At 66.1% G+C, this 25,644-nt stretch carries 24 protein-coding genes; 11 read left to right on the top strand and 13 right to left on the bottom strand.

All coding sequences use genetic code 11. The features are described 5' to 3' along the window. Position 1: 1 nt before the first annotated feature. The 5 genes from HFP48_RS29655 to HFP48_RS29635 all read right to left on the bottom strand — a co-directional run bounded on the left by HFP48_RS29655 (position 2) and on the right by HFP48_RS29635 (position 5,748). Positions 2-865, bottom strand: coding sequence for an acyl-CoA thioesterase domain-containing protein (locus tag HFP48_RS29655; protein ID WP_168580912.1), 864 nt, complete (start codon positions 863-865; stop codon positions 2-4). Positions 866-996: 131 nt separating this feature from the next. After that, positions 997-2,145 (bottom strand): acyl-CoA dehydrogenase family protein, encoded by a 1,149-nt coding sequence (locus tag HFP48_RS29650; RefSeq protein ID WP_168580911.1) that lies wholly within the window; start codon positions 2,143-2,145, stop codon positions 997-999. 102 nt (positions 2,146-2,247) lie between these two features. After that, positions 2,248-3,303: an acyl-CoA dehydrogenase family protein gene (locus HFP48_RS29645; protein WP_168580910.1), complete on the bottom strand. Its 1,056-nt coding sequence runs from the start codon at positions 3,301-3,303 to the stop codon at positions 2,248-2,250. Further along, the gene (locus HFP48_RS29640) at positions 3,300-4,454 is read right to left on the bottom strand and encodes an acyl-CoA dehydrogenase family protein (protein ID WP_168580909.1); all 1,155 of its coding nucleotides are present in this window, start codon (positions 4,452-4,454) and stop codon (positions 3,300-3,302) included. Before HFP48_RS29640 ends, HFP48_RS29645 begins: the two co-directional genes overlap by 4 nt. An 85-nt stretch (positions 4,455-4,539) precedes the next feature. Continuing rightward, the gene (locus HFP48_RS29635; RefSeq protein ID WP_168580908.1) at positions 4,540-5,748 is read right to left on the bottom strand and encodes an amidohydrolase family protein; all 1,209 of its coding nucleotides are present in this window, start codon (positions 5,746-5,748) and stop codon (positions 4,540-4,542) included. A gap of 348 nt (positions 5,749-6,096) precedes the next feature. On the opposite strand from HFP48_RS29635, the gene HFP48_RS29630 reads away from it, so the two are divergent. Next, positions 6,097-6,315 (top strand): hypothetical protein, encoded by a 219-nt coding sequence (locus HFP48_RS29630; RefSeq protein ID WP_168580907.1) that lies wholly within the window; start codon positions 6,097-6,099, stop codon positions 6,313-6,315. 21 nt (positions 6,316-6,336) lie between these two features. On the opposite strand, the gene HFP48_RS29625 is transcribed toward HFP48_RS29630, so the two are convergent. From HFP48_RS29625 to HFP48_RS29605, 5 genes are all read right to left on the bottom strand, one after another. Further along, a complete protein-coding gene (locus HFP48_RS29625; protein WP_168580906.1) occupies positions 6,337-6,930 on the bottom strand; it encodes a TetR family transcriptional regulator in 594 nt (197 codons plus the stop codon). A 101-nt stretch (positions 6,931-7,031) separates the two neighbouring features. Continuing rightward, positions 7,032-8,483, bottom strand: a complete 1,452-nt coding sequence (locus HFP48_RS29620) for a class I adenylate-forming enzyme family protein (RefSeq protein WP_168580905.1) — start codon at positions 8,481-8,483, stop codon at positions 7,032-7,034. Next, positions 8,480-9,376 (bottom strand): enoyl-CoA hydratase, encoded by an 897-nt coding sequence (locus HFP48_RS29615; RefSeq protein ID WP_168580904.1) that lies wholly within the window; start codon positions 9,374-9,376, stop codon positions 8,480-8,482. Before HFP48_RS29615 ends, HFP48_RS29620 begins: the two co-directional genes overlap by 4 nt. A 62-nt stretch (positions 9,377-9,438) precedes the next feature. Further along, complete coding sequence (locus HFP48_RS29610; protein ID WP_168580903.1) at positions 9,439-10,674, bottom strand: CaiB/BaiF CoA-transferase family protein; 1,236 nt, start codon at positions 10,672-10,674, stop codon at positions 9,439-9,441. Next, positions 10,671-11,903, bottom strand: a complete 1,233-nt coding sequence (locus HFP48_RS29605) for an acyl-CoA dehydrogenase family protein (RefSeq protein ID WP_168580902.1) — start codon at positions 11,901-11,903, stop codon at positions 10,671-10,673. The genes HFP48_RS29610 and HFP48_RS29605 overlap by 4 nt, the downstream gene beginning before the upstream one ends. 101 nt (positions 11,904-12,004) lie before the next feature. Between HFP48_RS29605 and HFP48_RS29600 the strand changes: the two genes are divergently transcribed. The 10 genes from HFP48_RS29600 to HFP48_RS29555 all read left to right on the top strand — a co-directional run bounded on the left by HFP48_RS29600 (position 12,005) and on the right by HFP48_RS29555 (position 22,673). Beyond that, entirely contained in the window at positions 12,005-12,796 is a 792-nt protein-coding gene (locus HFP48_RS29600; protein WP_168580901.1) for an enoyl-CoA hydratase-related protein, read from the top strand. Positions 12,797-12,882: 86 nt separating this feature from the next. Beyond that, positions 12,883-13,770, top strand: a complete 888-nt coding sequence (locus HFP48_RS29595; protein WP_100054969.1) for an amidohydrolase family protein — start codon at positions 12,883-12,885, stop codon at positions 13,768-13,770. Between the two features lie 37 nt (positions 13,771-13,807). Continuing rightward, a complete protein-coding gene (locus tag HFP48_RS29590; RefSeq protein ID WP_168580900.1) occupies positions 13,808-15,004 on the top strand; it encodes an acyl-CoA dehydrogenase family protein in 1,197 nt (398 codons plus the stop codon). A 29-nt stretch (positions 15,005-15,033) separates the two neighbouring features. Then, positions 15,034-15,834, top strand: a complete 801-nt coding sequence (locus HFP48_RS29585) for an enoyl-CoA hydratase-related protein (RefSeq protein ID WP_168580899.1) — start codon at positions 15,034-15,036, stop codon at positions 15,832-15,834. A 91-nt stretch (positions 15,835-15,925) separates the two neighbouring features. After that, positions 15,926-17,497: a class I adenylate-forming enzyme family protein gene (locus HFP48_RS29580; protein WP_168580898.1), complete on the top strand. Its 1,572-nt coding sequence runs from the start codon at positions 15,926-15,928 to the stop codon at positions 17,495-17,497. A gap of 179 nt (positions 17,498-17,676) precedes the next feature. Then, entirely contained in the window at positions 17,677-18,438 is a 762-nt protein-coding gene (locus tag HFP48_RS29575; RefSeq protein WP_168580897.1) for an SDR family oxidoreductase, read from the top strand. A gap of 39 nt (positions 18,439-18,477) precedes the next feature. After that, complete coding sequence (locus HFP48_RS29570) at positions 18,478-19,737, top strand: acetyl-CoA C-acetyltransferase (protein ID WP_168580896.1); 1,260 nt, start codon at positions 18,478-18,480, stop codon at positions 19,735-19,737. Positions 19,738-19,894: 157 nt separating this feature from the next. Further along, positions 19,895-20,647, top strand: a complete 753-nt coding sequence (locus HFP48_RS29565; protein WP_168580895.1) for a GntR family transcriptional regulator — start codon at positions 19,895-19,897, stop codon at positions 20,645-20,647. Between the two features lie 278 nt (positions 20,648-20,925). Further along, the gene (locus HFP48_RS29560) at positions 20,926-21,825 is read left to right on the top strand and encodes an SDR family NAD(P)-dependent oxidoreductase (protein ID WP_168580894.1); all 900 of its coding nucleotides are present in this window, start codon (positions 20,926-20,928) and stop codon (positions 21,823-21,825) included. Between the two features lie 2 nt (positions 21,826-21,827). Continuing rightward, positions 21,828-22,673: an enoyl-CoA hydratase-related protein gene (locus HFP48_RS29555; protein WP_168580893.1), complete on the top strand. Its 846-nt coding sequence runs from the start codon at positions 21,828-21,830 to the stop codon at positions 22,671-22,673. A 122-nt stretch (positions 22,674-22,795) separates the two neighbouring features. Here the strand turns inward: HFP48_RS29555 and HFP48_RS29550 are convergent, their stop codons facing one another. The 3 genes from HFP48_RS29550 to HFP48_RS29540 all read right to left on the bottom strand — a co-directional run bounded on the left by HFP48_RS29550 (position 22,796) and on the right by HFP48_RS29540 (position 25,644). Continuing rightward, a complete protein-coding gene (locus HFP48_RS29550; protein ID WP_168580892.1) occupies positions 22,796-23,761 on the bottom strand; it encodes a PDR/VanB family oxidoreductase in 966 nt (321 codons plus the stop codon). A gap of 94 nt (positions 23,762-23,855) precedes the next feature. After that, entirely contained in the window at positions 23,856-24,848 is a 993-nt protein-coding gene (locus HFP48_RS29545; protein ID WP_168580891.1) for a nitronate monooxygenase, read from the bottom strand. Positions 24,849-24,885: 37 nt separating this feature from the next. Next, complete coding sequence (locus HFP48_RS29540; protein WP_168580890.1) at positions 24,886-25,644, bottom strand: enoyl-CoA hydratase/isomerase family protein; 759 nt, start codon at positions 25,642-25,644, stop codon at positions 24,886-24,888.

Below are 25,644 nucleotides of genomic sequence, written 5' to 3'. Positions count from 1 at the left end.
GTCAGGTGAGGGGGCGGATGAGACCTTCCTGGATCACCGAGGCCACGTGGACGCCGTCCGCGGTATAGAACTCTCCCCGGCACAGTCCCCGCCCCGCGTACGCGGTGGGGGACACCTGATCGTAGAGGAGCCACTCGTCCACACGGAACGGTCGGTGGAACCACAGGCAGTGATCAAGCGAGGCCATCATGATGCCGGGATGACTGGGTGGAATATGGTGAGGGACGAGGGAAGTGGAGAGGAAAGTCAGGTCCGCGATGCAGGTCAGCAGCGCACTGTGTACGTTCTGGGCGCCGGTGTCGAGCGGCCGGACCGTGCGCATCCAGACCTGCGAGTGGGCGCCGGCCCCGGTGCTGCTCATCGGTGGGCTCGCCGGATCTGTCGGGACGACGCGGATGTCGAGCTGGTCCCACTCCAGGTAGAACTGCGGCCATTCGTCGGGTCGCTCGCGGGCTAGATCGGCGGCGGCGGGCAGGCCGTCCGGTGGTGTGAAAGCCGGCTGTTGCAGCTGGTGTTCGAATCCCCCCGATTCCGTGCGATGGAAGGACATGCGCGCCGAGAACAGACGGGTCTCACCCTGGTACGCATCGACATTGCGGCTCGCGAACGACCCACCGTCCCGAGATTTCTCGACCACGAAGCGGATCGGACGGTCCGCATCGCCCGGCCGCAGGAACTGGCTCTGCACAGAGTGCACCGACCAGGGTGCAGTGAGAGTCCGAGCGGCGGCTTCCAGCGCCATCCCGGCGACCTGTCCCCCGAACACCCGGGGGAGCCGGTAGCGGGTGGGTATGCCCTCGAAGACGGTCGGGCCGACCTGATCGAGGGCAATCAGCTCCAGCAGGTCACAGGGCGTCACGGGCATGAGTGCTCCTCGGGCGTGCCGGTCCACGGCAGGGGTGTCGTTCGGTTAGGGTGCGGCTCGACGGATACGGCTTCCCGAGAGCGCATACGGCGATCTCGGGAAGCCGGGGAGGGTCTCGGGAAGCTGCGGTGTCAGTAGCCGAGCTTGCGACCGACCAGATCGAGCATGATCTCGTTGGTGCCGCCGTATATGCGCTGCACTCGCGCGTCCCGCCAGAGCCTCGCGATCTCGTACTCGTTCATGTATCCGTAGCCGCCGTGCAACTGGAGGCAGCGGTCCACGATCTTCCACTGGGTTTCGGTCGTCCACCACTTCGCGCCCGCGGCCTCCTCGGCCGTCAACTCACCCGAGTTCACCCGCATGATGCACTCGTCGACAAAGGTCTGCATGACGTCGATCTCGATCTTCATCTGCGCGAGCGCGTGCCGATTGATCTGGAACTTTCCGATCTCCTGGCCGAAGGCCTTGCGCTCGTGCGCGTACTCACCGGCCAGGCTGACGGCACGCCGGGCCTGTGCAACGGCGTGGATTCCGATCGCGAGGCGCTCGGCGGGCAGATTCCGCATCAGGTGGTAGAAGCCCCGATTCTCCTCCCCGAGGAGGTTTTCCACAGGAACCCTGACGTTGTCGAAGAACAGTTCTGCGGTGTCCGCCGCCTTCTGCCCGATCTTGTCGAGATTACGTCCTCGGGTGAACCCTTCCATGCCGGTCTCGACGACGATGAGGCTGATTCCCTGATGGGGTTTGCCGGCATTCGGATCGGTGCGGCAGACGACGACGACCAGGTCGGCGAGCATGCCGTTCGAGATGAAGGTCTTGGCGCCGTTGACGATGAAGTGATCGCCCTCGCGACGCGCGGAGGTCTTGGCGTTCGCCAGATCCGACCCGGCTCCCGGCTCCGACATCGCGATCGCGGTGATGTACTCACCGGTGACGTACTTGGGGAGCCATCGCTGCTTCTGCTCGTCCGTCGTCAGGTCACGGAAGTACGGTGCGAGGATGTCGTTCTGCACGCCGAGGCCGATTCCGACCGCTCCCGTCGCGTGGTATTCCTCGTTGAGGATGGCGTTGAAGCGGAAGTCCTCGATGCCGGCGCCGCCGAACTCCTCCGGCATGTCCCACCCGATCAGGCCCAGCTTGCCGGCCTCGAGCCAGGCATCCCGGTCGGCGTAGCCGCGCTCTTCCCACTCCACGGAATGGGGTGAGCAGTGGGTCTCGAAGAAGGAACGGGCAGTGGCCCGGAATTCGTCGTGTTCGGGTTCGAAGATCCTACGTCGCATCGACTATCACTCCATCTTGTGCCGGAACGGGAATCGCTCAACGGTTGATATATAAGTTTAATAATTTGTATGTTTGTGTGGCCGGGGAATGATCGATGGGCCTCAGTGCTCGACCGCGAACTCCCACACCGACCGGTCCGAGTGCAGTACCCGGCGGCCGAGGTCGGTGGACCACTCGATCGGGGCTCCGAAGTCACGGTTCCAGGCCAGTGCGCGGGTGGTGAAGTGCCGGAGCTGGTGATCGAGGGTGAAGCCTATGGCGCCGAGCGCCTGGTGCACATTGCGGCTGACCCCCACCGCGGCGCGTCCGGCCTCGATCTTCGCGACCGCTGTCGCCACGACGGTGCTCTCGGCTGCGAAGCCGTCCTCGGCGGCTTTGGTGACGGCGTGTGCGGTTGCCGCCTTGGCGGTCGTGAGCAATCCGACCGAGCGAGAGATCAGGTCTTGCACGGCTTGGAACCTGGCGAGGGGCCTGCCGAATTGGTGCCGCTCGGAGACATGCGAGATCGCCAGATCGAGCGAACGTTCGAGGGTGCCGCAGATCTGGGCCGATCGGACCCACGCTCCTCGGGTACGCAATTCGTCGCGAAGATCGGACGAGACGGGTGTGACGTCGAGGTCGTGGCCGGCCACGCGGACAGTGGCACTGTGCTCGCCGGCGAGATCGCCGACGGCTGTGACGGTTGCTCGCTCGCGGGAGATCACGCCGACGAAGTCGGCCCCGACGACGACGATGTCTGAGGCGACGGCCGCCCAGGGCGCGGCAGGCACCACGATCTCGTCGGTGATCTGCGAACGTGTCAGATCCAGTGGCGCCGCGACGGCCGGAGATCCGGACGGGCTGCGGTCGATCTGGCCGAGCAGCCAGGAGGCCAGGAGATCGGTGTCCCCTAGGGGAGCGGGCAGGGCGTGGAAGCCAGCGCGGTCGAGGAGGACGGATGCCTCGATGAGCCCGGCGCCACTGCCACCCGAGGGTTCCGGGGTGGTCAACAGCGTCAGGCCCGATTCTCCGAGCAGGTGCCAGGCGTCCGGTGAGAAGGGCAGTGCCGCAGCCGGGCTGTGCAGGTGGGGATCGACGATTGAGGCGAACATGTCGTCGGCCAGTTCGCGAAGGGCGTCGAGTTCGTCCGCTGTCGGTACGTGCAAGGTCGATGTCATCGAAGTCCCAATCCTCGGGCGATGACTCCGCGGAGAATTTCGCTGGTGCCACCGCGCAGTGTGAAACCGGGGGCATGCAGCAGCCCCTCGGCGAGGAGTCGAGAGAGGTCGTCCGCCGAGTCGGGATCGGGGCGGATCTCGGGGACCAGCTCGGCGCACTCGCTCACCAGGCGCTGCTCGTAAGTGGTTCCGATCTCCTTGACCACGGCCGCGCTGAGATCGGCCGATTCGTTGCCGGAGAGTGCGCGGGCGACCGATCCGGACAACTGACGCAAGGCGATTAATTCGGCGACCAGGCCGCCGAGCGTTGCCATCGCCCCGGCGTTCGCCGGGTCCAGTCGCGTTGCCACTCGATCGAGCAGTGGCTGCGGCGACAGGAATCGCTCCGGCCCGCTCCGCTCGAAGCCGAGTTCCGACCCGACCTGGCGCCACCCGGATCCGACGGTCCCGACCACCATCTCGTCCGGTACGAAGACGCGATCGAGGACGACCTCGTTGAAGTGGTGCTGCCCGGTCATCAGCTTGATCGGCCTGATCTCTATACCGGTCGAGTCGAGGGGGACGAGGAACTGGCTCAGTCCGTCGTGACGGTGGGCAGGGTCGAGGTCCGAGGTCCGGGCGAGAACGAAGAAGGCTTCGCTGTGGTGGGCGCCGGAGGTCCAGACCTTGGTCCCGCTTACGTGCCAGCCGCCCTCGGTACGGACGCCTCTGGTGCGGACCGAGGCCAGGTCCGAACCGGCTTCCGGTTCGCTCATCCCGATCGCGAAGTAGCAGCTGCCGTCGGCGATCCGGCCCAGATAGCGTTCGCGTTGCTCGGTGTTGCCGTGCCGGACGAGTGCCGGGGCGACCTGTCGGTCGGCGACCCAGTGAGCGGCGACCGGGGCGCCCTGGGCGAGAAGCTCCTCGGTGACGACGAAGCGCTCGAGGTGGGAACGTCCCGGGCCGCCGAACTCGGTCGGGATCGTCATGCCGACCCAGCCCTGGCCTGCGAGTCGCCTGCTGAACCCGGGGTCCCACGAGGAGATCCAGGAGTCCACGCGGGGTTCCCACCGGTGCTGCTTGCGATCCGCGGCGAGGAACTCTCTGACCGCGATTCGCAGATCGTTGGTCTCCGCGGGGAGCGGGACCACATCCGGGACCAATCCGATCATGGTCGAACCACCTCTCGCTCGAAGGGGGTGGCGCGGCACCGGGGGATATGGAGGAGATCCCGGCGCCACGCCGATCAGTGCGCGGTCAGGCGCCGGTGAACAGGCTCAAGCCGTTGTCGCGCAGGAACAGTCGACGGCGATCGTCCCCGAGGCCCTCGACCTTGTTGAAGAAGTCCGCGGGCTCGCGCAAGCCCTCGGCGTGCGGCCAGTCCGACCCCATGACCAGGCAGTCCACCGTGCCCAGCTTGTCGGCCATGGCAATGGTGTCGTCCTCCGGGTACGGTACGACCCGGATGTGGTTCTTGAAGATCGTGCTCGGCCGCTCCGACAGCTGACCGCCCAGCCAGCGGCCGTTGCGTGCCATGCCGCGGCTCTTGTCCATGTGCCGGACGAAGTGCGGCACCCACTCGGCACCGAACTCGCTGACCAGGACCTTGATGTTCGGGAAGCGCCCGAACAGGTTGTCGAAGATCAGAGCCGAGAGCGTGTCGGTGATGGGCCGCTCGCCGTAGGTGTTCTGCCACTGCCATGCGGAGAACTGGAACGGCGGACCGACCTTCCAGCCCCAGTCGGCGGCGACGTTGGCCTGGTAGTAGAACTCGGAAATATGATAGGAGACAACAACTTTTGCCTCGTTTATGCGAGCCCAGAACGGGTCGAAGTAGGGGTCGCCCGGGGAGCGGCCGTAGGCGGGGCCGGCCGGGAGCATGACAAACCGCGCCCCTGCTGCCAGTACTCGATCGAGTTCGGCGCAGGCCTGATCGAGATCACGCAGCGACAGCAGTGCCGGAGCGTGGATGGTGTCCTTGTAGCAGAAGCCCCAGTCCTCGTCGATCCACCGGTTGAAGGACTCGAGGTTGTCGTAGAGCACTTCGGTGTCGTCGAGGTAGGCCTCGGCGAGCAGGCCCCACCCGCCCGGGTACATGACCGTCTTTTCGATCTGCTGCTCGGCGAGCTGGATGAGCCGCTTGTCCCGGTCCCGGTATTCCGGCTGGATGGGTTCGTAGAAGCGCTCGGCATCGGTGGCGTTGCCCGAAGCGCGCTGCTTGAGCATTTCGACCAGCGAGCCGGGGACGTACGCCTGTTCGAGATCAGCCTCGAGGGCGGTGACGATCCGATCGTTCGCGAGCAGAACCTTGCGATCGAACCCGGGTGCCTCGATGGGCCGAACAGCCGTGTGCAACTTGTTTTTCGGCATGAATCGGGTGAAGGCGTCCATCGCCTCGTAGGAATGCTGGTCGAAGTCTGTCAGCAGGTAGGGGAGCTTTCCCACAGAGTTCTGGATCAGCGCCATTGCTCACCTCCGGGTGTGGTCTCGGCGGGGGAAGGTCCGGGTGGGGAGTCCACCGCGGATTTGATGGAGGGTTCCACGTATGGGTTCGGTGGACAGTCCATCCGTGATGCGGTGGTTGCTACCACCGATGTGAGACAGAGTATCAGTCTGAGATCTTGTCGCGCAATGGTCAAAGAGGTATATAATTGTGCTCATGCGTGTCGGGTGAACAGGGCCCCACGCGGTTACCGGCGAACAGTGGGAGGTGGGTACATGGAACCGAATCGGATCGGACGCGAATGCCTTCTTCGCAACCAGGACAGGGCCCTCGGTCGGGTGGCCGACCGGCGGATGCCGAGACCTTCGATAGTGGCGCGCAGTGAGGCCCTGCCGGAGCGGCACGCGAACGAACTCGTGACGTTCGCCCGGATGTGGGTGCCCTATGGCGGTGCCCCTGCCGAGGAGATCTTCGAGCGGTTCGGCATGACCACTCGCCGCTTCCTCGAAGCGCTCTGGACGAGTGTTCGCAACAGCGGTGCCGGCGCGAGTGAGCAGCGGGCGCTGGCCGCGGTCTATCCGAGCCCGTAGGGGGGCGGGCCAGCGCCTGCGTCAGCTCGCGCCTCCGCAGAGACGGAGAGCGTCGGCGAACTGGTCCTCGAGAATGCGCTCGATGGGGGTGTCCTCCGGGCTGGCCTGCCATACCCAGAGTGCGGCTCCGAGGCAGGCCACGGCCAGGTTGGCCAGCAAGATGTCGGAACCGGCGGGATGCTCCTCGCCCCGCTCCCGGGCCAGCTGCCGGGCGATGCCACGTTCCCATCGCAGCCGCATCCGCATACTGCGCGCCTCCAGCTCGCGGGTGGTCATGACCAGACGGGTCAGCCGCTGTCCCTCGGAGGAGTCGTCGTCGAGCAGCCCCCGACCGAACCGAGCCATCGGTGGTGCCAGCGCGGCGAGCTCCTGACGGGAGTCCTCTCGTTCGGCGATGTGCGCCACCATCTCGGCCACGGCGTCGGCCTCGTTGGTGAACAGCACCTCCTCCTTGGACGGGTAGTACCGGAAGAAGGTCGCGCGCGATACCCCCGCCAGTTCCGCGATCTCGTCGACGCCGGTGGCGTCGTATCCCTGCTTCTCGAACAGCTCCAGAGCGGCGTTCTCGATGTCGTGGCGCGTCCGGGTGCGGTTCCGCTCGCGAAGCGAGGTCATGGTGCCCACTCTCCTGTTCGGCTGCTCGATCCCGCGCGATGGGACACAGCGACGATAGCAACGAAGCGTCCGCCGAGAACGCGGACGACCGGCGTCCGGTCCTACTGGCGACGCAACAGCGCCCGCTGCAGCTTCCCCGCCGACGTGCGGGGGAGACGGTCGACGAAGACGATCTCGCCGGGGATCTTGTAGCTGGCCAAGCGCCCGCGCAGGGTCGCCAGGACCTCCTCGGACGAAACCGGGGCGGAAGCGACCACAAAGGCAACCACTCGCTCGCCGCGCCGATCGTCGGGACGGCCGATCGCAGCAGCATCGGTGACCGCGGGGTGGCGCATCAGCTCGTACTCGACCTCTGCCGGCGCTACCTGGAAGCCGGACACCTTGATCATGTCCTTGCGGCGGTCGACGATCCAGAGTCGACCGTCGGCGTCGATGCGCCCGACATCTCCCGTACGGAACCACCCGCCCGGACGGAACGGCCGATCGGTGCCCTCGGCGGACTCGGTGGTGTAGCCGCGGGCCACGCAGGGACTGCGCACCTCGATCTCGTCGTCGGCACCGAGTCGGATCTCGGTACCGACGGTGGCGAAGCCAGGGGAGTCCAGGCGCCACTGGGTGGGATCGTCCACGGGATTGAAAGCGGTAGCGAAGGCTTCGGTCATCCCGTACGAGCACAGGAAGCCGATGCCGGTCCGCTCGGTAATCAGCGAAGCGAGGTGGCGTGGGACAGCGCTGCCCCCCCACATGAAGAAGCGCAGGGCGGGGACGTGGTCTCGGCTCAGATCGGGGAGCTCGGCCAGCCGGTGTGCCACCGCACCGGCGAGTGGCCAGACCGTGACCGCCCCCTCCCGGAGCTGCTGAAAGCACCGATCGAACTCGAATCGCTCGAAGAGTGTGACCCGGGCGCCTGCGGCCATCGCCGCGGCCGCCATGGACGTGCCGAAGATGTGGCACAGCGGCAGAGACACCTGGAGCCGATCGTCGGCCGACAACCGCAGATGCCGGACGAGCTGGCCCACCCCGCCGGACAGGCTGGCGGTAGTGTGCACCACCCCCTTGGGAAGCCCGGTCGTACCCGAGGAGAACGGGATGCACAGCTCCCGCTCCGGGTCCCCGGGGGCGGTGGATCGCGCCGCCGCGCTTCCGGAATTGAGCAGTTCGCGGCGGATCTCCGCGGCGCGTAGATGGACCGGGTACTCGTCCGCCCAGTGCCGGTGTCGGTCCGAAACGATCGCCGCATGAGCATCGACGGGTGCGAGAGTGCGGGACAGTTCGCCGTCGGTCCAGTAAGGGTTCGGAGTGACGAACGCGACGCCGATCCGGGCCAGTGCGAATTGTGCGACGAGGTACTCGGGGCTGTTCTCCATCAGTAGCACGGTCCGCATGCCGGTGCGGACCCCGGCCTCGGACAGGAGCGTCTGCGTTCGCCGGATCGCCCGGTCGAACTCTTCGAAGGTCCAGCGTTCGCCCTCGAACTCCAGGGCGACTCGGTCGGGCCACCGCTCGGCGGCCCGACCGGGAAGCGTGGCGTAGTCGAGGAACGATTCGGTCACGGCCGCTGTCGATTCGCGATCCGGAGCGGTCCAGCGGCCTTCCAGTCCTCGATGTCAGGTCCCGGCTTTCCGGCCGGGAACTTGTCGTCGTGTAGCGCGGTCCAATGCGCGTGCCCCAGCTGGTGCAGACCGAAGCTGTGCCGAAGCGATTCCTGAAATCCCATCGCATCCACCGCGCCGTTGATCGAGTCCTTGATCAGCAGGCGGGCCATGGCCGGTCGGCGCGCGATTCGCTCGGCGAACTCGACGGTGTGCTCATCGAGTTCCTCGCCCGGGAAGACCTTGGACACCATGCCGATGCGGTGTGCCTCCTCGGCGTCGATGGCGTCCCCGGTCAGCAGCAGTTCCTTGGCCCGGCGTGGACCGAGTTCGAAGGGGTGTGCCATGTACTCCACCCCGGGCATGCCGAGCCGGACGGCGACGACGTCGGCGAACAGCGTGTCCTCGGCCGCGACGATGAGATCGCACGCCCACATCAGCATCAGGCCGGCGGAGATCACCTTGCCGTGCACCTGCGCGATGGTGATCTTGCGCAGCTCCCGCCACCGCCGGGTGCACTCGAAGTAGTAGTGCCACTCCTGACGCATGCGGCGCTCGACGTGGGACTCCGCGGTGCCGCCGTCGATGCCGAAGGTCGGGTGCTGGTGCGGACCGGGCAGCTCCTCGAGCGCCGCGATCTCGGAGCCCATGTCGTGGCCCGACGAGAACCCCGCCCCACTGCCGGACAGGATGATCACGTCGATCGAGTCGTCCTGTTCGGCTCGCCGGAACGCATCGTCGAGCTCGACGAGGAGCCCTCGGTTCTGCGCGTTCCTCGTCTCGGGACGATCGAGGACGATGCGAGCGATGTTGCCCGCACCTACCGTCTCGTAGCGGATGAAGGTGTAGGTCATCTCTGGTTCTTCCTGTCGTTGGTGACTGACCACGGCTGTCGGGGCGCGGCCCGCCGGGGAGGTCACTGGACGACTCCCCCATCCCGTAGCCGGGCGACCTCGTCCCGGCCTCGGCCGAGGACGGCGGTCAGGATTTCGTCCGTGTGCTCCCCGAGACCCGGTGGGCGACGGTACTGCTGGATAGGCGTCTGCGAGAGACGAATCGGGTTCCGGATGAGGTCGACCTCGTCCTCCTCGTCACGCTGACGCATCCCACGATGGATCACCTGTGGGTTGGTGAACACCTCGGGGATCGAGTTCACCGGGCTGCACGGGACGTCGGCATCCTCCAGTTGCGCCACCCAGTACGATGCCGGCCGTTCCCGGAAGATGGCCGACAGCTCACTCAGCACGAGGTCACGGTTCGCGATGCGCGCCGAGACGGTGGCGAAACGGGGATCGTCGACGAGTTCCTCGCGTCCGAGAGCCCGGGCGAGGGACGAGAACTGGTGCGGCGTGCTCGCGACCACGAAGATGTCTTGGCCGTCCGCACACCGGAACGCTTGGGACGGGATTCCGCCGAACCCGCCGTTGCCCCGGCGTGGGGCGGGAACACCGGAGACGAGGTAGTTCTGCACGTAGTGCGAGAGGGAGGCGAGACCGCAGTCGAGCAGGGAGATGTCGATGTGCTGACCGTCCCCATCCGAAGCGTCACGGTGGCGAAGTGCGGCCAGGATGGCGGTGGTGGTGTAGAGACCGGTGAGGATATCGACCATCGAGACGCCGACCTTCATCGGTCCGGCGCCGGGCTCCCCGTCAGGGATCCCGGACACACTCATCATGCCGCACATGGCCTGGAACACGCCGTCGTATCCGGCACGTGCCGCGTAGGGCCCGTCCTGACCGAATCCCGTCACGGAACAGTAGATCAACCCCGGATTAACGGCGCGCAGATCCTCGTAGCCGAGTCCGTATCTGGCCAGCACCCCGGTGCGGAAGTTCTCGATGAGGACGTCCGATTCCGCGGCCAGCGCGCGTATCAGGTCCGCACCCTCCCGTCGAGAATGATCGACGGTGATGGAGCGCTTGTTCCGATTGGTGCTCAGGTAGAAACCGGAGATGCGATCGGCGGGGTCGCCGAGGAACGGCGGTCCGTACTCGCGGGCATCGTCACCCGCGCCCGGGCGCTCCACCTTGATGACGTCGGCGCCGAGGTCGCCGAGGAGTTGGGTGGCGAACGGGGCGGCCAGGATGCGGCTGAGGTCGAGGATCCGGATTCCGCTCAGTGCGCCTGTCGGGGGAGTGGACGAGTCGGTCATCGGCGGGGCTCCTTGGGGAGGTTCAACACACGCTCACTGATGATGTTCTTCTGGATCTCACTGGCGCCCGCGTAGATGGTTTCCGCGCGAGCGCGAACAAAGGCCCGCCGCATTGCCGTCGCCTCGTCGATGGTCACATCGGAGCCCCCGTTCGTTCCCCACTCGGTCCCGAGCAGGGCCTCAGGGCCGAGTACATCCATGGCCACCTCGGTGAACTTCTGGTGCCACTTCGACCAGTAGTACTTCCCGATCGAGGCCTCCGGTCCGAACTCGCCCTCCCGCAAGGCTGTGTTCAAGGTTCGCGCATTGTTGTACGCCATGATCTGGAGCCCGATGTAGGAGTCGACGATCCGGCTCCGCAGTGCGGGGTCGTCGAGCGCACCGCGCTGCCGTGCGAGCGTGTCCAGGTGTTTCATCTCGCGGACAAAGGAGAACTGATAGTTGAGCACCGATGTTGCGCGCTCGTGCCCGAGGGTGGTCATCGCCGCGCTCCAGCCGCTCCCCACCGGACCCAGGACATTGTCCCGTGAGGTGCGGGCATCGTCGAAGAAGACCTCGTTGAACCCGCTATCGCCGAGCATGGTTCGAATCGGGCGAACCGTCACGCCCGGCTGGTCCATCGGGATGAGCAGATAGGACAGACCGGCATGCCTTACCGAGTCCGGATCCGTTCGAACGATAGCGAACATCCAGTCCGCGTGGTGCGCGAAGGTGGTCCAGATCTTTTGCCCGTTGACCACCCATTCCGACCCGTCCAGCGTCGCCCGAGTGCCCACATTGGCGAGATCGGACCCGGCGTCGGGTTCGGAGTATCCCTGGCACCACACCACTTCGCCTCGGGACATCGGGAGCAGGAGCCGCCGCTTCTGCTCCTCGGTGCCGTAGCTCAACGCCGTCGGTGCCATCAGTGTCTCGCCGTGGAAGGCGGCGCGCGGTGGTGCGCCCGATCGCGCATACTCCATCGCGAAGATGATCTCTTGGGTCATCGTCGCGCCTCGACCGCCGTACTCGCATGGCCACGAGAGACCGAGCCAGTTTCCCCGGCCGAGTTCGAGCTCCCATGCCCGGCGCAACTCCCAGTTGTCGTCGTCGTCCGGACCGCCACGATCCGCCTGGCCGGCGAACTCCCCGGTCAGGTGGTCGGAGAACCACTCCCGCACCTCCTCGCGGAAGTCGCGGTCGGCGTCGGTCAGGTCAAGTCCGCCGAAACTGTCTACTGAGGCATCCATAGCCGTATAGTACAATCAGTTATCGAATTAAACGAGATTGATCGGTGGATCGGCCGGAGTTCCGGGTAACGACCCGGCGGAGTGCTGTGAAGGAGTGCTCGATGCAGGAGATCAGCTGGACATTGGACGAGGGCGTCGGAACGATCACGCTCAATCGGCCGGATGCCCGTAATGCGTTCACCTTTGCCATGATCAGGGAGTGGGAGCGTCTGATTCTGGACGCGGCCACCGACGACCGGGTGCGCGTCGTGGTGCTCACCGGTGCCGGCGACAAAGCGTTCTGCTCCGGGGTCGATCTTGGTCAGATCTCCAACGCGGATTCCGGTTTGACCCCGATTCAGCGAAAGTCTCAGCTGCACGATGAAATCCACCGGGTCGCGCGAGCGATGGCGGTTCTGGACAAGCCGGTGATCGCGGCCATCAACGGAGTCGCGGTCGGCGCCGGCCTGGACATGGCGCTGATGTGTGACATGCGGATCATGTCGTCCACCGCGACGCTGTCCGAGGGGTACATCCGGGTCGGTCTGACCCCGGGCGACGGCGGTGCCTACTACCTGCCGCGAATCGTCGGTACCTCCAAGGCTCTGGAGATGTTGCTGACCGGCGATTTCGTCGCAGCGGACGAAGCTCTTCGGATCGGACTGGTCAATCGGGTAGCGCCTGCGGAACTCTTCGCGGACCAGACACACGCATTCGCGCAGTCCATCGCCCGGCATGCACCGTTGACGACCCGGATGATCAAGCGGATCACCTACCAGTCCGCCGATGCGGATCTGCACACCGCACTCGACCTCGCGTCCTCACACTTCGCCGTCGTTGCGGCGACCGAGGACTCGGCCGAGGCGTTGTCGGCGATGAAGGAGAAGCGGGTACCGGTCTATCGAGGTCGGTAGGGCTTCGGCGGGGACCGCCGTGAAGACGGTCAGGAAACGGGGATCGTGCAGTGATGCAGCGACCCCGACGAGTGCGAGGAGATGACATGACAGATCAGACGGCAGCGTCCGCGGAGCCGGAAGTGTTCGACGCATGGATCAACCTGCCGTACCTCCCGGGGGAGGTCACGCCCGATCCCTCCGTGGTGGCGAGGTTCAAGCGCGGGAACAGCGCCTACGAGGGCGGTGAGACCATCGCCGACGTGTTGGCCGATATGGACCGACTCGGCATCGCGGCGGGCGTGCTGACCAAGGTACCGCGTGACATCACGCCACCGTTCGTGCATGGAACGAAGTCGGGTGAGCAGGTGTTGCGAGAGACCTGTGAGCGGTTGGCCCAGATTCAGCGTGACCACCCGGGCCGCTTCGTCACCTCGGTCGGCATCGACCCCCGGCTGGGCTACGAGGCTGCTCGCCATGTCCGAATCGCAGTGCGGGAGTATGGGATCAAGTGTATTCGCATCATCCCGATGTTCACCGGAATCGCGATCGACGACAAGCTCGCCTACCCTGCCTACACGGCGGCCTGCGATGAGGGAGCGGTCGTCTCGATCAATGTCGGCGTACCAGGACCGATGAAGCCGGCGAAGCTGCAGCGCACGATCCTGATCGACGAGGTCGCCCTCACCTTCCCGGACCTCAAGCTGGTGATGAGTCACCTGGGTGATCCGTGGATCAGCGAGACCGTCGCCATGCTGATCAAGCACCCCAATGTCTACGCGATGACGGCGGGCTGGGCCCCGAAATACGTTCCCGAGCAGATTCTCACCTTCGCGCAGCGGCGCAATCCCGGCAAGCTCATGTGGGCCTCGGACTACCCGATCCTGCCGATCGAACGCACCATCGTGGAGGGCCGTGCCCTGCCCCTGACCGGAGCCGCCCGCGAAGGCTATCTCGGCGCCAACGCCGCCGAGGTCTTCGGGAAGCCGAGTTGATCGCTCCACCGACCGCCTAGGATCAGGATTCCACGACATGGATATCGATATCGCTCCGAACGTCGCCGACTTCCGCGAGGAGGTTCGAACGTGGTTTTCCGAGCATCTGGTCGGAGACTTCGCCGCGCACCGCGGTGTCGGCAGTCCCACCGACGACACCGCATGGGATCTCCGGGTCGAGTGGGAACGTGAACTCTCCCGAGGGGGCTGGCTCGGGCTGACCTGGCCCACCCACTACGGCGGTCGAGGGCTGGGGCTCGCCGAGGAGATCGTCTTCGAGTACGAGTACGCACGCGCCGCTGCCCCGGCGAGGGTGAGTACCCAGGCACTCGATCTGCTCGGCCCGACGCTCATCGCCTGTGGCACCGAGGAGCAGCGGCAGCGCTTCCTGCCGAAGATCCTCTCCGTGGAAGAGATGTGGGGCCAGGGATGGAGTGAACCGGGTGCCGGTTCGGACCTGGCCGATGTGCGCACCCGCGCGACGCTGGATGCCGAGAATGTATGGCACGTCAACGGTCAGAAGATCTGGACCACCTTCGGACATCATGCGGACTGGCTCTACGTACTCTGCCGCACCGATCCGGACTTGTCCCTGCGGCACCGGGGGCTGTCGCTGCTCCTGATCGACGTCGCCCAGGAGGGGGTCGAGATCCGGCCGATCGAGAATATAGTCCGATCGACCGAGTTCAGTGAGTGTTTCTTCAACGACGCCCTGACCCCGCTCGACCTCACCGTGGGCGGGATCAACGGTGGATGGCCGGTGGTGATCACCACGCTGGGATTCGAGCGCGGCAGCGCGTTGATGCCGATTCAGCTCGGTATGGAACGCGAATTCGAGATCATGCTCGATCTCGCCCGACGTGGCGGAGCGATCGACGATCCGTCGATTCGTCGGCGTCTGGTGGACGTGCACATCGGAATCAAGCTCATGCGGGCGACGAATCTGCGCGTCGTCGCCGATCTGCTCGACGAGGATGCCTCCGAGTCCGGCGCCGCCACCGCCGCCGCGTCCATGACGACGAAGCTGTTCGCCTCGACGCACCACCAGCGGATGGGCGAACTCGCCATGGACATTCTCGGTGCCGAGTCCTTGTTCGAGGGAACCGGGGGGTCCGGTGCTGCCGCCGACATGCGGAAGCTGTTCCTGTCCACTCGTGCGGAGACCATCTACGGAGGCACCGCCGAGATCCAACGCAACATCGCCTCGGAACGTCTGCTCGGACTTCCGCGCTGACTTCCGCGCAACTGACGAAAGGATCGATCATGGACGCCGACGAGCCCCTGGTACTGGTGTCGGAACCCGCTACAGGCGTGGCGCTGGTCACCCTGAACCGGCCCGAAAGCCTCAATGCCCTCACCTGGCCGCTGATCGACGAGCTGCACCAGGTGCTGTCGGAGCTGCATCAGCGCTCCGAGATACGCGCGGTCGTTCTGACCGGAGCCGGCCGGGCATTCTGTGCCGGATCCGACGTCGGAGGCGCTCGGGACCGAAGCGCCCTGGGCATCCCGACCCGCTTCGAGGCGCAGCGCCGCACCTCCGGACTCGGTCTCGCCGTACGTGAACTCAGACAGCCGGTGATCGCAGCGATCAACGGCCCGGCGGTGGGCGCGGGCCTCGGCCTCGCACTGGCGGCGGACATCCGGATCGCTGGTGAGTCGGGGTCATTCCGGGACGGAGCAATTCGCATGGGGCTCAGCGCCTGCGAAGGCGGGATCAGCTGGAGCCTGCCGCGCCTGGTCGGGACGTCCAACGCGCTCGAACTGATGCTCACCAATCGGCTGGTCCGGGCAGAAGAGGCGGAGCGCCGGGGGATCGTCACCGCAGTGCATTCCGACGCGGACCTGGTCTCTGCCGCGATCGCCATGGCCGAACAGATCGCGGGTTTCTCACCGTTCGGGCTCGCTGCGACGAAGGAAGCATTCTGGGCGAACCAGGACTGTGGTTTCGCCGAGGCGGTCGACCGGGAGAACCGCACCCAGATTCTCGCGGTGAACACCGCGGACTCCAGGGAGGCGATGTCTGCCTACCTCGAGCACCGCGCACCGGTGTTCGAGGGCCGGTGACAGTGCGGGCGGCACCATCACCGGCAAATGACTTGCCCGACAGCGGAATCTGCGAACCCGTGATCGGCTCCCGAGCGAGTTGGAGCAAATTGTGACAGAAGCCGGCAGTCCACCCGGGCCGGGAGCCGGGATCCGCCCGGGCTGGTCGTACCTGCCGTGTAGTGCAGCCGACCCGGCCGACTCGTTCGGCACCGTCGACGAGCGGTTCTCGGATGTCGCGCGGCGGTACCCCGAACGGGTCGCGATCTCCTGGCTCGACGAGGGCACCGTCCGCGAGGTGACCTGGGGCGAACTCTTCGCCCGGGCCGGGGCGGTTGCTGCGGCCCTGCGTGACCGCCCGTTGGTCCATCGCCGGATCGGAGTGCTCGGCCGAGAACGGGTTCCGTGGATCGTGGCGATGTACGGAGCAGTCCGCGCCGGATGTGCGATCGTGCCCATGCCCTCCGGTGAGACCCCGGATGGCCTCGCCGAGCGATGTACCCAGGTGGGCATCGACCTGCTGGTCACGGTGGGGGAGGTGACGGTCGACTGCGCCGGTCTGCCCGGGCTCGAGGTCGTCGATGTGCACGGACTCGAGGCAGCAGGCGGTGAGCCCGGCGATCATCCGGATCGCCCGCGCGCCGACGACGAGTTCCTCCTGCAGTTCACCTCCGGGACGACCGGTCGCCCGAAACTCGCCGTGCTGTCGCACCGAGCGGTGCTGGGATCGGCCCACCACTATGCAACCGCGGCCGGCGGTACCGACGGATCGGTGCTGCTCAACCCCCTTCCACTCGAGCACGTCGGTGGGATAGTCGGTGGGGTGGTAAGCGCGCTGGCCGTTGCGGGTACCTACGTCGCAGTGGGCCGATTCGACCCTCGATCGACCGTGGAGGCCATTCGGACGCTCCGTCCCGCCATCGTCGGGCTCGTGCCGACGATGGTCATCGACATCCTGGCGCTGGACGGGGTCGTCCCGGAGGACTTCGCCTCGGTCTCCGCCGTGGTCGGTGGCGCCACGAGTGTCGACCCGGAGCTGATCGATTCGATCGAGCAGCGACTCGACACTCGTTTCCTGGTGGCGTACGGGCAGAGTGAAGCGCCGTGTCTGACGATGAGTTCGCCCCACGACCCGCTGCACGAACGGACGCGTACCCTCGGCCGGCCGCTGCCCGGGCGGGACTACTGCGTGCTGAAGGACGGGCACCTCGTCGCGGAGGGCGCCGTCGGCGAGTTGTGCGTGCGTGGACCTCTGATCATGACCGGCTATCTCGGCGCCGAGGGACGGCCGATCGCGGTGTGTGACGAGAACGGGTGGATGCGGACCGGTGACCTGTGCTCGATGCGGGATGGCGTCATCACCTTCCATTCGCGCATCCGTGAGGTCGTGATCCGGGGCGGCGAGAACCTCTATCCCGCGGAGATCGAGTCGGTGATCTCCCGCATGGCGGGTGTGGCGGAGGTGGTGGTGTTCGGCACGGCGGATCCCAGGCTCGGGGAGCGGCTCGTCGCGGCGGTTCGAGCCGCGGCGGGATCGACAGTCACCGAGGCCGATCTGGCAGAGTACGCGGCCGTACGGCTGCCCCGACAGAAGCAGCCGACCGAGTGGTTCCTCGTCGAGGACTTTCCGCGCACCTCCACTGGGAAGGTACGCCGACTCGACCTCGTCAGGCATCTTCACTGACGGAGCAGGCGCCGGAGACCCGCGCTCTATTAGTGCAATAATTAATCCATAACTTGGGTCAGGGGTTGCCGCCTCGACTCGAGTGGCGCCGCGAGCGTCCTTCGGGAGGGCACGACCACGGGCCCTGTTCCGGTGCCGATCGGGAGTGTCGGATCGAACCAATGAAACGAGGAGTGCAGATGTCGTTGTCCGGACGCATTGCCCTGGTCACAGGTGCCGCAGGGGCCGGCATAGGCAAGGCGATCGCCACCAGGCTGGCAGCGGAGGGCGCAACCGTCGTCGTCACGGATTCACACGAACGTCGGCTGACCGAGGCGGTCACCGACATCCGTCAGGCGACCGGGGCGACCGCGGTTGGGCACGTACTCGACGCCGGTGACCGCGAGCAGATCGTCGCCGTGACCGATGCCGTTCGTGCGGAACTGGGACCGATCTCGATCCTCGTGAACAACGCTGCCGTGAACGTCATCGGGTCGATCTTCGACTACGAGCCGGAGTCGTGGGATCGGGTGCTCGCGGTCAACCTGACTGGTCCGTGGATGCTCTCTCGGCAGGCTATGAACCACATGCGCGATTCCGGTACGCCCGGGTGCATTCTCAACGTGTCGACCTACGCCCCGGACGTCGGCGGCGAGGGGATCGAGACCCCCTATGCGGTCAGCAAGGGAGGTCTGAGCGTGTTGACCCGGTGCTGCGCCCACGAGGGCGGGCCCCACGGTATCCGCGTGAACACCCTGTCGATGGGCATGGTCACCGGGACCCGCTTCACCGACACGCTGCACCCGGAGATGCAGGAGGGAGAGCGGGTCAAGACGGCACTGGGACGGCTGCCGCGCGTCGAGGACATCGTCGAGGCCGCGGCGTTCCTGGTCTCGGACCGGTCCGCGTCCATCACCGGCGAGATCGTGAACATCTCGGCCGGATCGCACATGCGGTACTGACCGCTTCCATCGACGACTTACCCCAATCGGAGGAGACCAATGACAGAGGCAGTGATCGTCGCCGCCGCGCGCACACCCATCGGACGCGCGTACAAGGGAGCGCTGCGTGACATGCGCCCCGACGACCTGGCCGCGACCGCGGTTCGGGCAGCCGCAGCGCAGCTACCCGCGCTCGACCCGCGTGAGATCAAGGACCTCATGCTCGGATGCGGGGCTCCGGGCGGCGAGCAGGGCTTCAACATGGGACGAGTGGTCGCCACACTGCTGGGCTGGGACGCCGTACCGGGCACGACCATCACCCGGTACTGCGCGTCCAGTGTGCAGACGGCTCGGATGGCGATGCACGCGATCCGCGCGGGGGAAGGCGACGTCTTCGTTGCCGCGGGGGTCGAGGCGATCAGCCGGGGCCGGCGCGGCCATGCGGACACCCCGCCGGTGGACGAGAATGCCGACCCTCGGGATCGCTCGACCAACCCGTGGACCAACCCGGCCTTCTCGGCAGCGCAGGAGCTGACCCGCACACGCTCGCTCGGCAACGCACCCGTCTGGGAGGATCCGCGCACGTTCGGTGGTCTCCCCGATGTGTACATCGGGATGGGACAGACCGCAGAGAACGTCGCGCAAGTCTACAACGTGTCTCGGCAGGAACAGGACGAGTTCGCCTTGCGTTCCCAGACGCTGTATCAGCAGTCCGCGGAGGCGGGCTTTTGGAAGCGGGAGATCACTCCGATCACGCTGCCCGGGGGCGAGGTCCTCGATCACGACGAAAGTCCGCGCGCGGGAACCACTCTCGACAAGCTTGCCGCGCTCTCCCCGGTCTTCCGCCCGGATGGCACCGTGACGGCGGGCAACGCCTGCCCACTCAACGACGGGGCGGCGGCGCTGATCATCATGTCCGATCGGAAGGCGGCCGAGTTCGGTATCACTCCGCTGGCCCGAATCGTCGCGACGGGCGTGTCCGGTCTGTCGCCCGAACTCATGGGGCTCGGGCCCATCGCCGCCACGCGCGACGCGCTCGCCAATGCCGAGATGTCGGTCGGGGACATCGACCTCTTCGAAATCAACGAGGCCTTCGCAGCCCAGGTGATCCCGTCCTACAAGGAACTGGGAATCCCGCTCGATCGGCTGAACGTCAATGGTGGGAGCATCGCCGCCGGTCACCCCTTCGGTATGACCGGCGCGCGAATCGCGACTACGCTGATGAACTCTCTGCGGTGGCACGACAAGCAGTTCGGGCTCGAGACGATGTGTGTCGGTGGCGGGCAGGGTATGGCGATGATCCTGGAGCGCCTCAGCTGATCGAACCGTCGCGGCGGGTGATCATCGCCCGGTCGGGCATGGCATCCGGCGCCTTGTCTGCCTTCCAGGTTGAGGCACGGAGTGAAGTCGTTCTGTCCGGGCTATCGTCTTGTGAGTTGAACTTATTGTGCGAATAACCGCTGAATGGAGGGAGGGCATGGTGTCGGTAGGTGCCGAATCGTCTCTGGTGCGTATCCCGAAGGCCGGAGAGCTGGTCGCGTCCCAGCTGAGGCGGCAGATCGTGACCGGCGAACTGGAGGAGGGGGAGCCGCTCCCGAGCGAGTCCGCCCTCATGGCGCGATATGGCGTGTCGCGGCCCACTCTGCGCGAGGCGTTTCGCATCCTCGAGTCGGAGTCGATCATCGTCGTGCTGCGTGGTGCCCACGGCGGCGCGCGCGTTCTGGCTCCCGACGAGTCGGTGGCGGCCCGTCACATGGGCTTGCTCCTGCAGTACCAGGGGGTGGCGCTGGCCGATGTCTATCGCGCTCGTACCGAAATCGAGATCGCAGCACTGCGCTCGTGGTCCGGCAGCGAGTCGGATCTCGAGAAGCTGACCGAGCTCGTCGAGGAGGGGCGCGGACTGCTCGGGGATCCGGTTGAGTTTGCGAAGCTTGATACCCGGGTTCATCAGGCGATTGTCGATTCGGCCGGGTCTCGGACCATGTCGGTCATGATGGGGATGCTGCTGTACATCATGGACGCGCACAATCGGCTGTATATCCGCACGCACGGACCCGAGCATGAACTCGCTGTCGACCAGTTGGCGTACCGGTCTTACCGCCGACTTCTCAAGCTGTTGGGCGCGGGAGATGTCGACAGTGCGGTGACCCACTGGCAGCGTCACCTTCACAAGGTGGCGACGCACATGTTGGACGAGTCCGGAACCACCCTCGTCGAGGTCCTGTCGTAGGAGTCTTCGATCGAAGGGGTGCGCGATGACATCGCGCGCCCCTTTTTCTCTGTCGGAAAGCGGTTCCCGTCATTCTCGGCCGAGATCCGCGGTTGGCACCACCCTCGCGATAAGGTATAAACAACTAACTGATTAGTCTCCTGGTGGACGGCCGCTTATCCCGCCGCATGCGGCGGAGTAGCTGACAGCTCCCAGAGTGCCGGAATGACCAGGGGCCGATCTCAGTCGATCCCGAGTTCGGGAAACCCACGAGTTCGATATACACGAGGAGTAGATATATGGGTCTGCATGACAATCGCGTCGTCATCGTGACGGGTGCGGGCCGCGGTATCGGCCGAGAGCACGCCCTCGAGTTCGCCCGTCAGGGCGCCAAGGTCGTTGTCAACGACCTTGGTCCGGTGGACGATACGGTCGCCGACATCCGCGCCCTCGGGGGCGAAGCAATCGGCAACAACGACGACGTCTCGGACTGGGAGGGTGCCGGCCGCCTCGTTCGGTCTGCGCTGGACGCCTTCGGTGATCTGCACGTTCTGGTGAACAACGCTGGAATTCTGCGGGACAAGATGTTCGTGAACATGGACGTCGACATGTGGGATGACGTCATGCGGGTCCACCTGCGAGGAACCTTCTGCCCGACGCGCCATGCGGTGAACTACTGGCGTGCCAAGCATAAAGAGGGCGCACCGGTGCAGAACCCCAGCATCGTCAACACTTCCTCGCCGTCCGGCCTGTACGGCAATGTCGGCCAGGCCAACTACGGTACGGCGAAGGCGGCGATCGCAGGGCTCACGGTCATCCTCGCGGACGAACTCGCGCGGCTGGGCGTGACGGTGAACTGCATCGCCCCGAGCGCACTCACCCAGATGACTGCCGGACTCGACGCCTATGTCGCGCATCTCGAGCAGATCAAGGAGGCGACGGGCTTCGACGCCGGTTCGCCGGCAAACATCGCTCCGCCGGTGGTGTGGCTGTCCTCGCCGGAGGCGGCGTCTATCACCGGGCGTGTCTTCAACGTCAAGGGTGGCAAGATCGGGGTGGCGGAGACCTGGGTCGCGGGACCGGAGGAGGAGCGGTTCGCGAAGTGGGATCCGGCCGAGCTCGGCGAGGTCATCCCCCGTCTGGTGGCCGCTGCTCGACCTAACTCCGACGGCTCCGGCAACCCGCGCGTGAGCGCCTGACAATGCCGACCGACGGGATCAGCGTCGAGCGGGATGGGGCGGTCGCTGTCGTGTGGCTCGACCGCCCCGACCGCGGCAACGGATTCACATCGGCGATGCAGATCGAATTGCACGCGCAACTCGATCTGCTCGACCGCGACGACGACATCCGGGCGATCGTCGTCACCGGCCGCGGACGGTTCTTCTCCACCGGGGCCGACATGGACCCAGAGGGCACCAACTTCGCGTTCGACGAGGAGCGCACCCGGCAGGCTCGGATGATGATGCGCGATCGTCCCCGCCCGTGGAAGATGCGCACCCCGATCATCGCCGCGATGAACGGATCAGCGGTCGGCCTCGGACTGACTTTCCCGCTGCAGTGGGACATCCGGGTGGTCAACGAAGCCGCCAAATACGGATTCGTCTTCACCCGCCGGGGGCTGATACCGGAGCAGAATTCGCTGTGGCTGCTGCCGAAGCTGGTGGGCCTGGCGACCGCGACGGAACTTCTGCTGACCGGGCGGCTCTTCAGCGGTACCGAGGCGAGGACGATGGGTATCGCCACACACGCAGTCCCCGCCGACCGAGTGCTCGACACCGCCATGGAGTTGGCGTCGGAGATCGCCCGCTGCACCAGCCCCGCGGCGGTCGGCCTGACGAAGCAGTTGATCTACTCGTTCCTGTCGGAGGACGACCGGGAAGCGGCCTTCCACCAGGAGTGGGAGATCTTTCGCGCTCTGGGGCGAGAGCCCGACTCAGCGGAGGGTGTGGCCTCGTTCATCGGCAAGCGCGATCCGAAGTTCACCTCCGGAAAACACCATCGGATCGATGTCGACGACTCCCCCGCCTGGGAGCGTCCCGAGGTCTGAGCGCCGGTGCGCCACGCGACCGGACCATCGCCGGCCGCCGAACAGAGAAGTGCCCGGCTCCGCGAATGCGGGCCGGGCACTTCCTCGTGTGGCCCCGCGACGTCGACGGGGCCACACGGGAGTCAGAGCTCGAGCACGAGCCGAGGGCACGCTGCACGCGAGACGCAGATATACATGCGGTCGTTCGCTGCCTGTTCCTCCGCGCTCAGGATCGAATCCCGGTGCTCGACCTCACCGGCCAGGACCGTGGTCTCGCAGGTTCCGCAGGTCCCGTCCTGGCACGAGGAGTACACCTCGACGTCGGCGTCCTGCAGGACCTGGAGAACCGACCGGTCCGGAGGTACGACGAGAACCATACCGCTGTCGGACAACTCGATTTCGAACGAGTCTGTGGACGCGGACTGCTCGAACTCCTTCGGTTCGAATCGCTCCATGTGCACCGAGCCGACAGGCCAGTGAGCGGTGCGCTCTTCGATCGCCTGCAGCAGACTGCCGGGCCCGCAGGTGTAGACGAGCGTTCCGACGCGGTACTCGGCCAGCACGGTGGCCAGATCGATGAGGCCTACCTCGTCCTCCGGATAAAGCCGGACCCGATCTCTCGGCAGCGCGGTGATCTCGTCCAGGAAGCCCATCGACTGCCGCGATCGGCCACCGTAGTGCAATTCCCACTCCGCACCGGCAGCTTCCGCCGCAGCGATCATCGGAAGCAGTGGGGTGATACCGATGCCCCCGGCGACGAAAACGTAATGGTCGGCGACCAGCATGGGGAAGTGGTTCCGCGGCCCCCGCACCTCGATGTCGGCGCCGACGACGATCTCGTCGACGATGTACGACGAGCCGCCACGACTCGCAGGTTCCCGCAGGATCCCGAGCCGGTAGGTGCCGTCGTCGGCGGGATCTCCACACAGGGAGTATTGACGGGTCAGGCCATTGGGGAGGCACAGGTCGATATGGGCGCCTGGATCCCAGGAGGGGAGGGAGTCGGAGGTGGGGTTCTCGAGTTCGAGTACCACAACGCCCTCGGCGGCAGCGTCACGCCGCCGAACCCGAAGGTGAAGGTGGGCCTCGTCTCGACCGGGTACTGCCATGAGGGCTCCTTGGACTGTTGCGGAATCTGAAGGGTTCGTCGCGCCTGCGCGGACCGATAGCATCGAGCCGGGTCGAGTACTCGGATCGCGCGAGTCAGGCCGAGACAGGGGCGTCGGCGGCGACCAAGTCGAGAAGACGCGAACGGATCAACGACTCGGCGTCGCCGACGATTCCGGCCACCAGATCGGCGACATTGGGGATGTCGTGGACCAGGCCCTGCGCCATGCCCGCCGTCCAGATACCGTGGTCCAGATCTCCGGTCTCGTACACCTGTCGGCCCCGCTTGCCTGCCACCAGGTCACGGACGTCGTCGAAGTTTGCGCCACCGCGGAGCATCTCGACAACGCGCTCGCTGATGGCGTTGCGGGCCACGCGTGAGGTGTTCTTGAGCTCACGGAAGATCAGGTCGGTCTGCCGGATGTCGGACACGAGGATCCGATTCTTGACGTTCGGGTGGATCTCCGCCTCGGTCGTACACATGAATCGGGTGCCCATGTTGATGCCGTCCGCACCCAGCGCCAACGCGGCGACGAGGCCACGACCGTCCGCGAACCCGCCGGAGGCAATGATCGGGATCTCCAGTTCGTCCGCCGCGGCCGGGATCAGCACCAGACCGGGGGTGTCGTCTTCTCCCGCGTGACCCGCGCACTCGAACCCGTCGATACTGACGGCGTCGACGCCGAGTCGCTGAGCGGAGACCGCATGACGGACGGTGGTGCACTTGTGGATTACCGTCACCCCGGCCGCCTTGAAGTCGTCGAGGTGTTCGACCGGGTTGGAGCCGGCAGTCTCGACAATCTTGATTCCGGATTCGATGATCGCCCGCCGGTACTCGGCATAGGGTGGCGGGGAGATGGACGGCAGAATTGTCAGATTCACTCCGAACGGTTCGGAGGTAAGGGAGCGGCAGCGCTCGATCTCCTCGCGCAGGTCCGCGGGTGTGGGCTGAGTCAGTGCGGACAGGAAGCCCAGCGCGCCGGAATTCGCCACGGCGGCGACCAGGGGGGCGGTTGCCACCCACTGCATTCCGCCCTGGACGATGGGGTGGCGGATGCCGACCAGATCGGTCAGTCCGGTCCTGATCATGGGAGCTCCAGTTCGATTCGAGAGTGCATGGCGGCGGTCACGACTTCGTCTGCCCTTCCACAAAGGTGCGGTGCTCATCGGAAGCCATGCTGTATCGCTCGGTCATCAGGGAATGGCCGACAGGGCCGGCCAGACTCGATTCGAGGTACAGGTTCAGGGCGCGTTTGGTGTCTTGGAGTGCTCCCGCCGGCTGCGCAGCCAAACGGTGCGCGATCGCGGTGGCTTCGGCAAGAACATCGCTCGTCGAGACGACCCGATTGGCGATGCCCATCGACTTCGCTTCCTCGGCGCCGATCCGGCCGCCCAGGAGGAGCATTTCTTTGGCCCGCAGCAGACCGACATGCAGCGGCCAGGCTACTCCGCCGTCTCCGCAGACGAGTCCGACGGCGATGTGCGGATCGGCGATGAACGCGGACTCCGCCATAACCACGAAGTCGCTGAAGGCGAGAAAGCTCGCACCAAGGCCGACGGCGGGACCGTTGACCGCGGCGACGATCGGCAGCGGGAAGTGGACGAGTTCGACGAGCAGTCGGCGGGCCTCGTCCACGTTGCGCCAGCGGCCCACCGGATCCAGAGACAGCTGCATCATCTCATAGTCGCCACCGGCGCTGAACGCCTTGCCCGCTCCGGTCACCACTACCGACCGCGCTTCGGGGTCGTCGGCGAGCTGCCGCCACAGCGACAGAAAGGCATGATGCATCGTGACGCTGGTGGCGTTGCGGCTCTCCGGTCGATTGAGGGTGACGATTCGCACGGGGCCGTCGGACTCGATGATGATCTCAGGTTCCTCGGCCAC

Origin of the sequence: Rhodococcus sp. DMU1 (assembly GCF_012272955.1) — a bacterium.
In the GTDB taxonomy this organism is placed as follows: Bacteria; Actinomycetota; Actinomycetes; order Mycobacteriales; family Mycobacteriaceae; genus Rhodococcus; species Rhodococcus aetherivorans.
The sequence above is the reverse complement of the archived record's forward strand: the minus strand, read 5'-3'. Positions and strand labels throughout refer to the sequence as shown.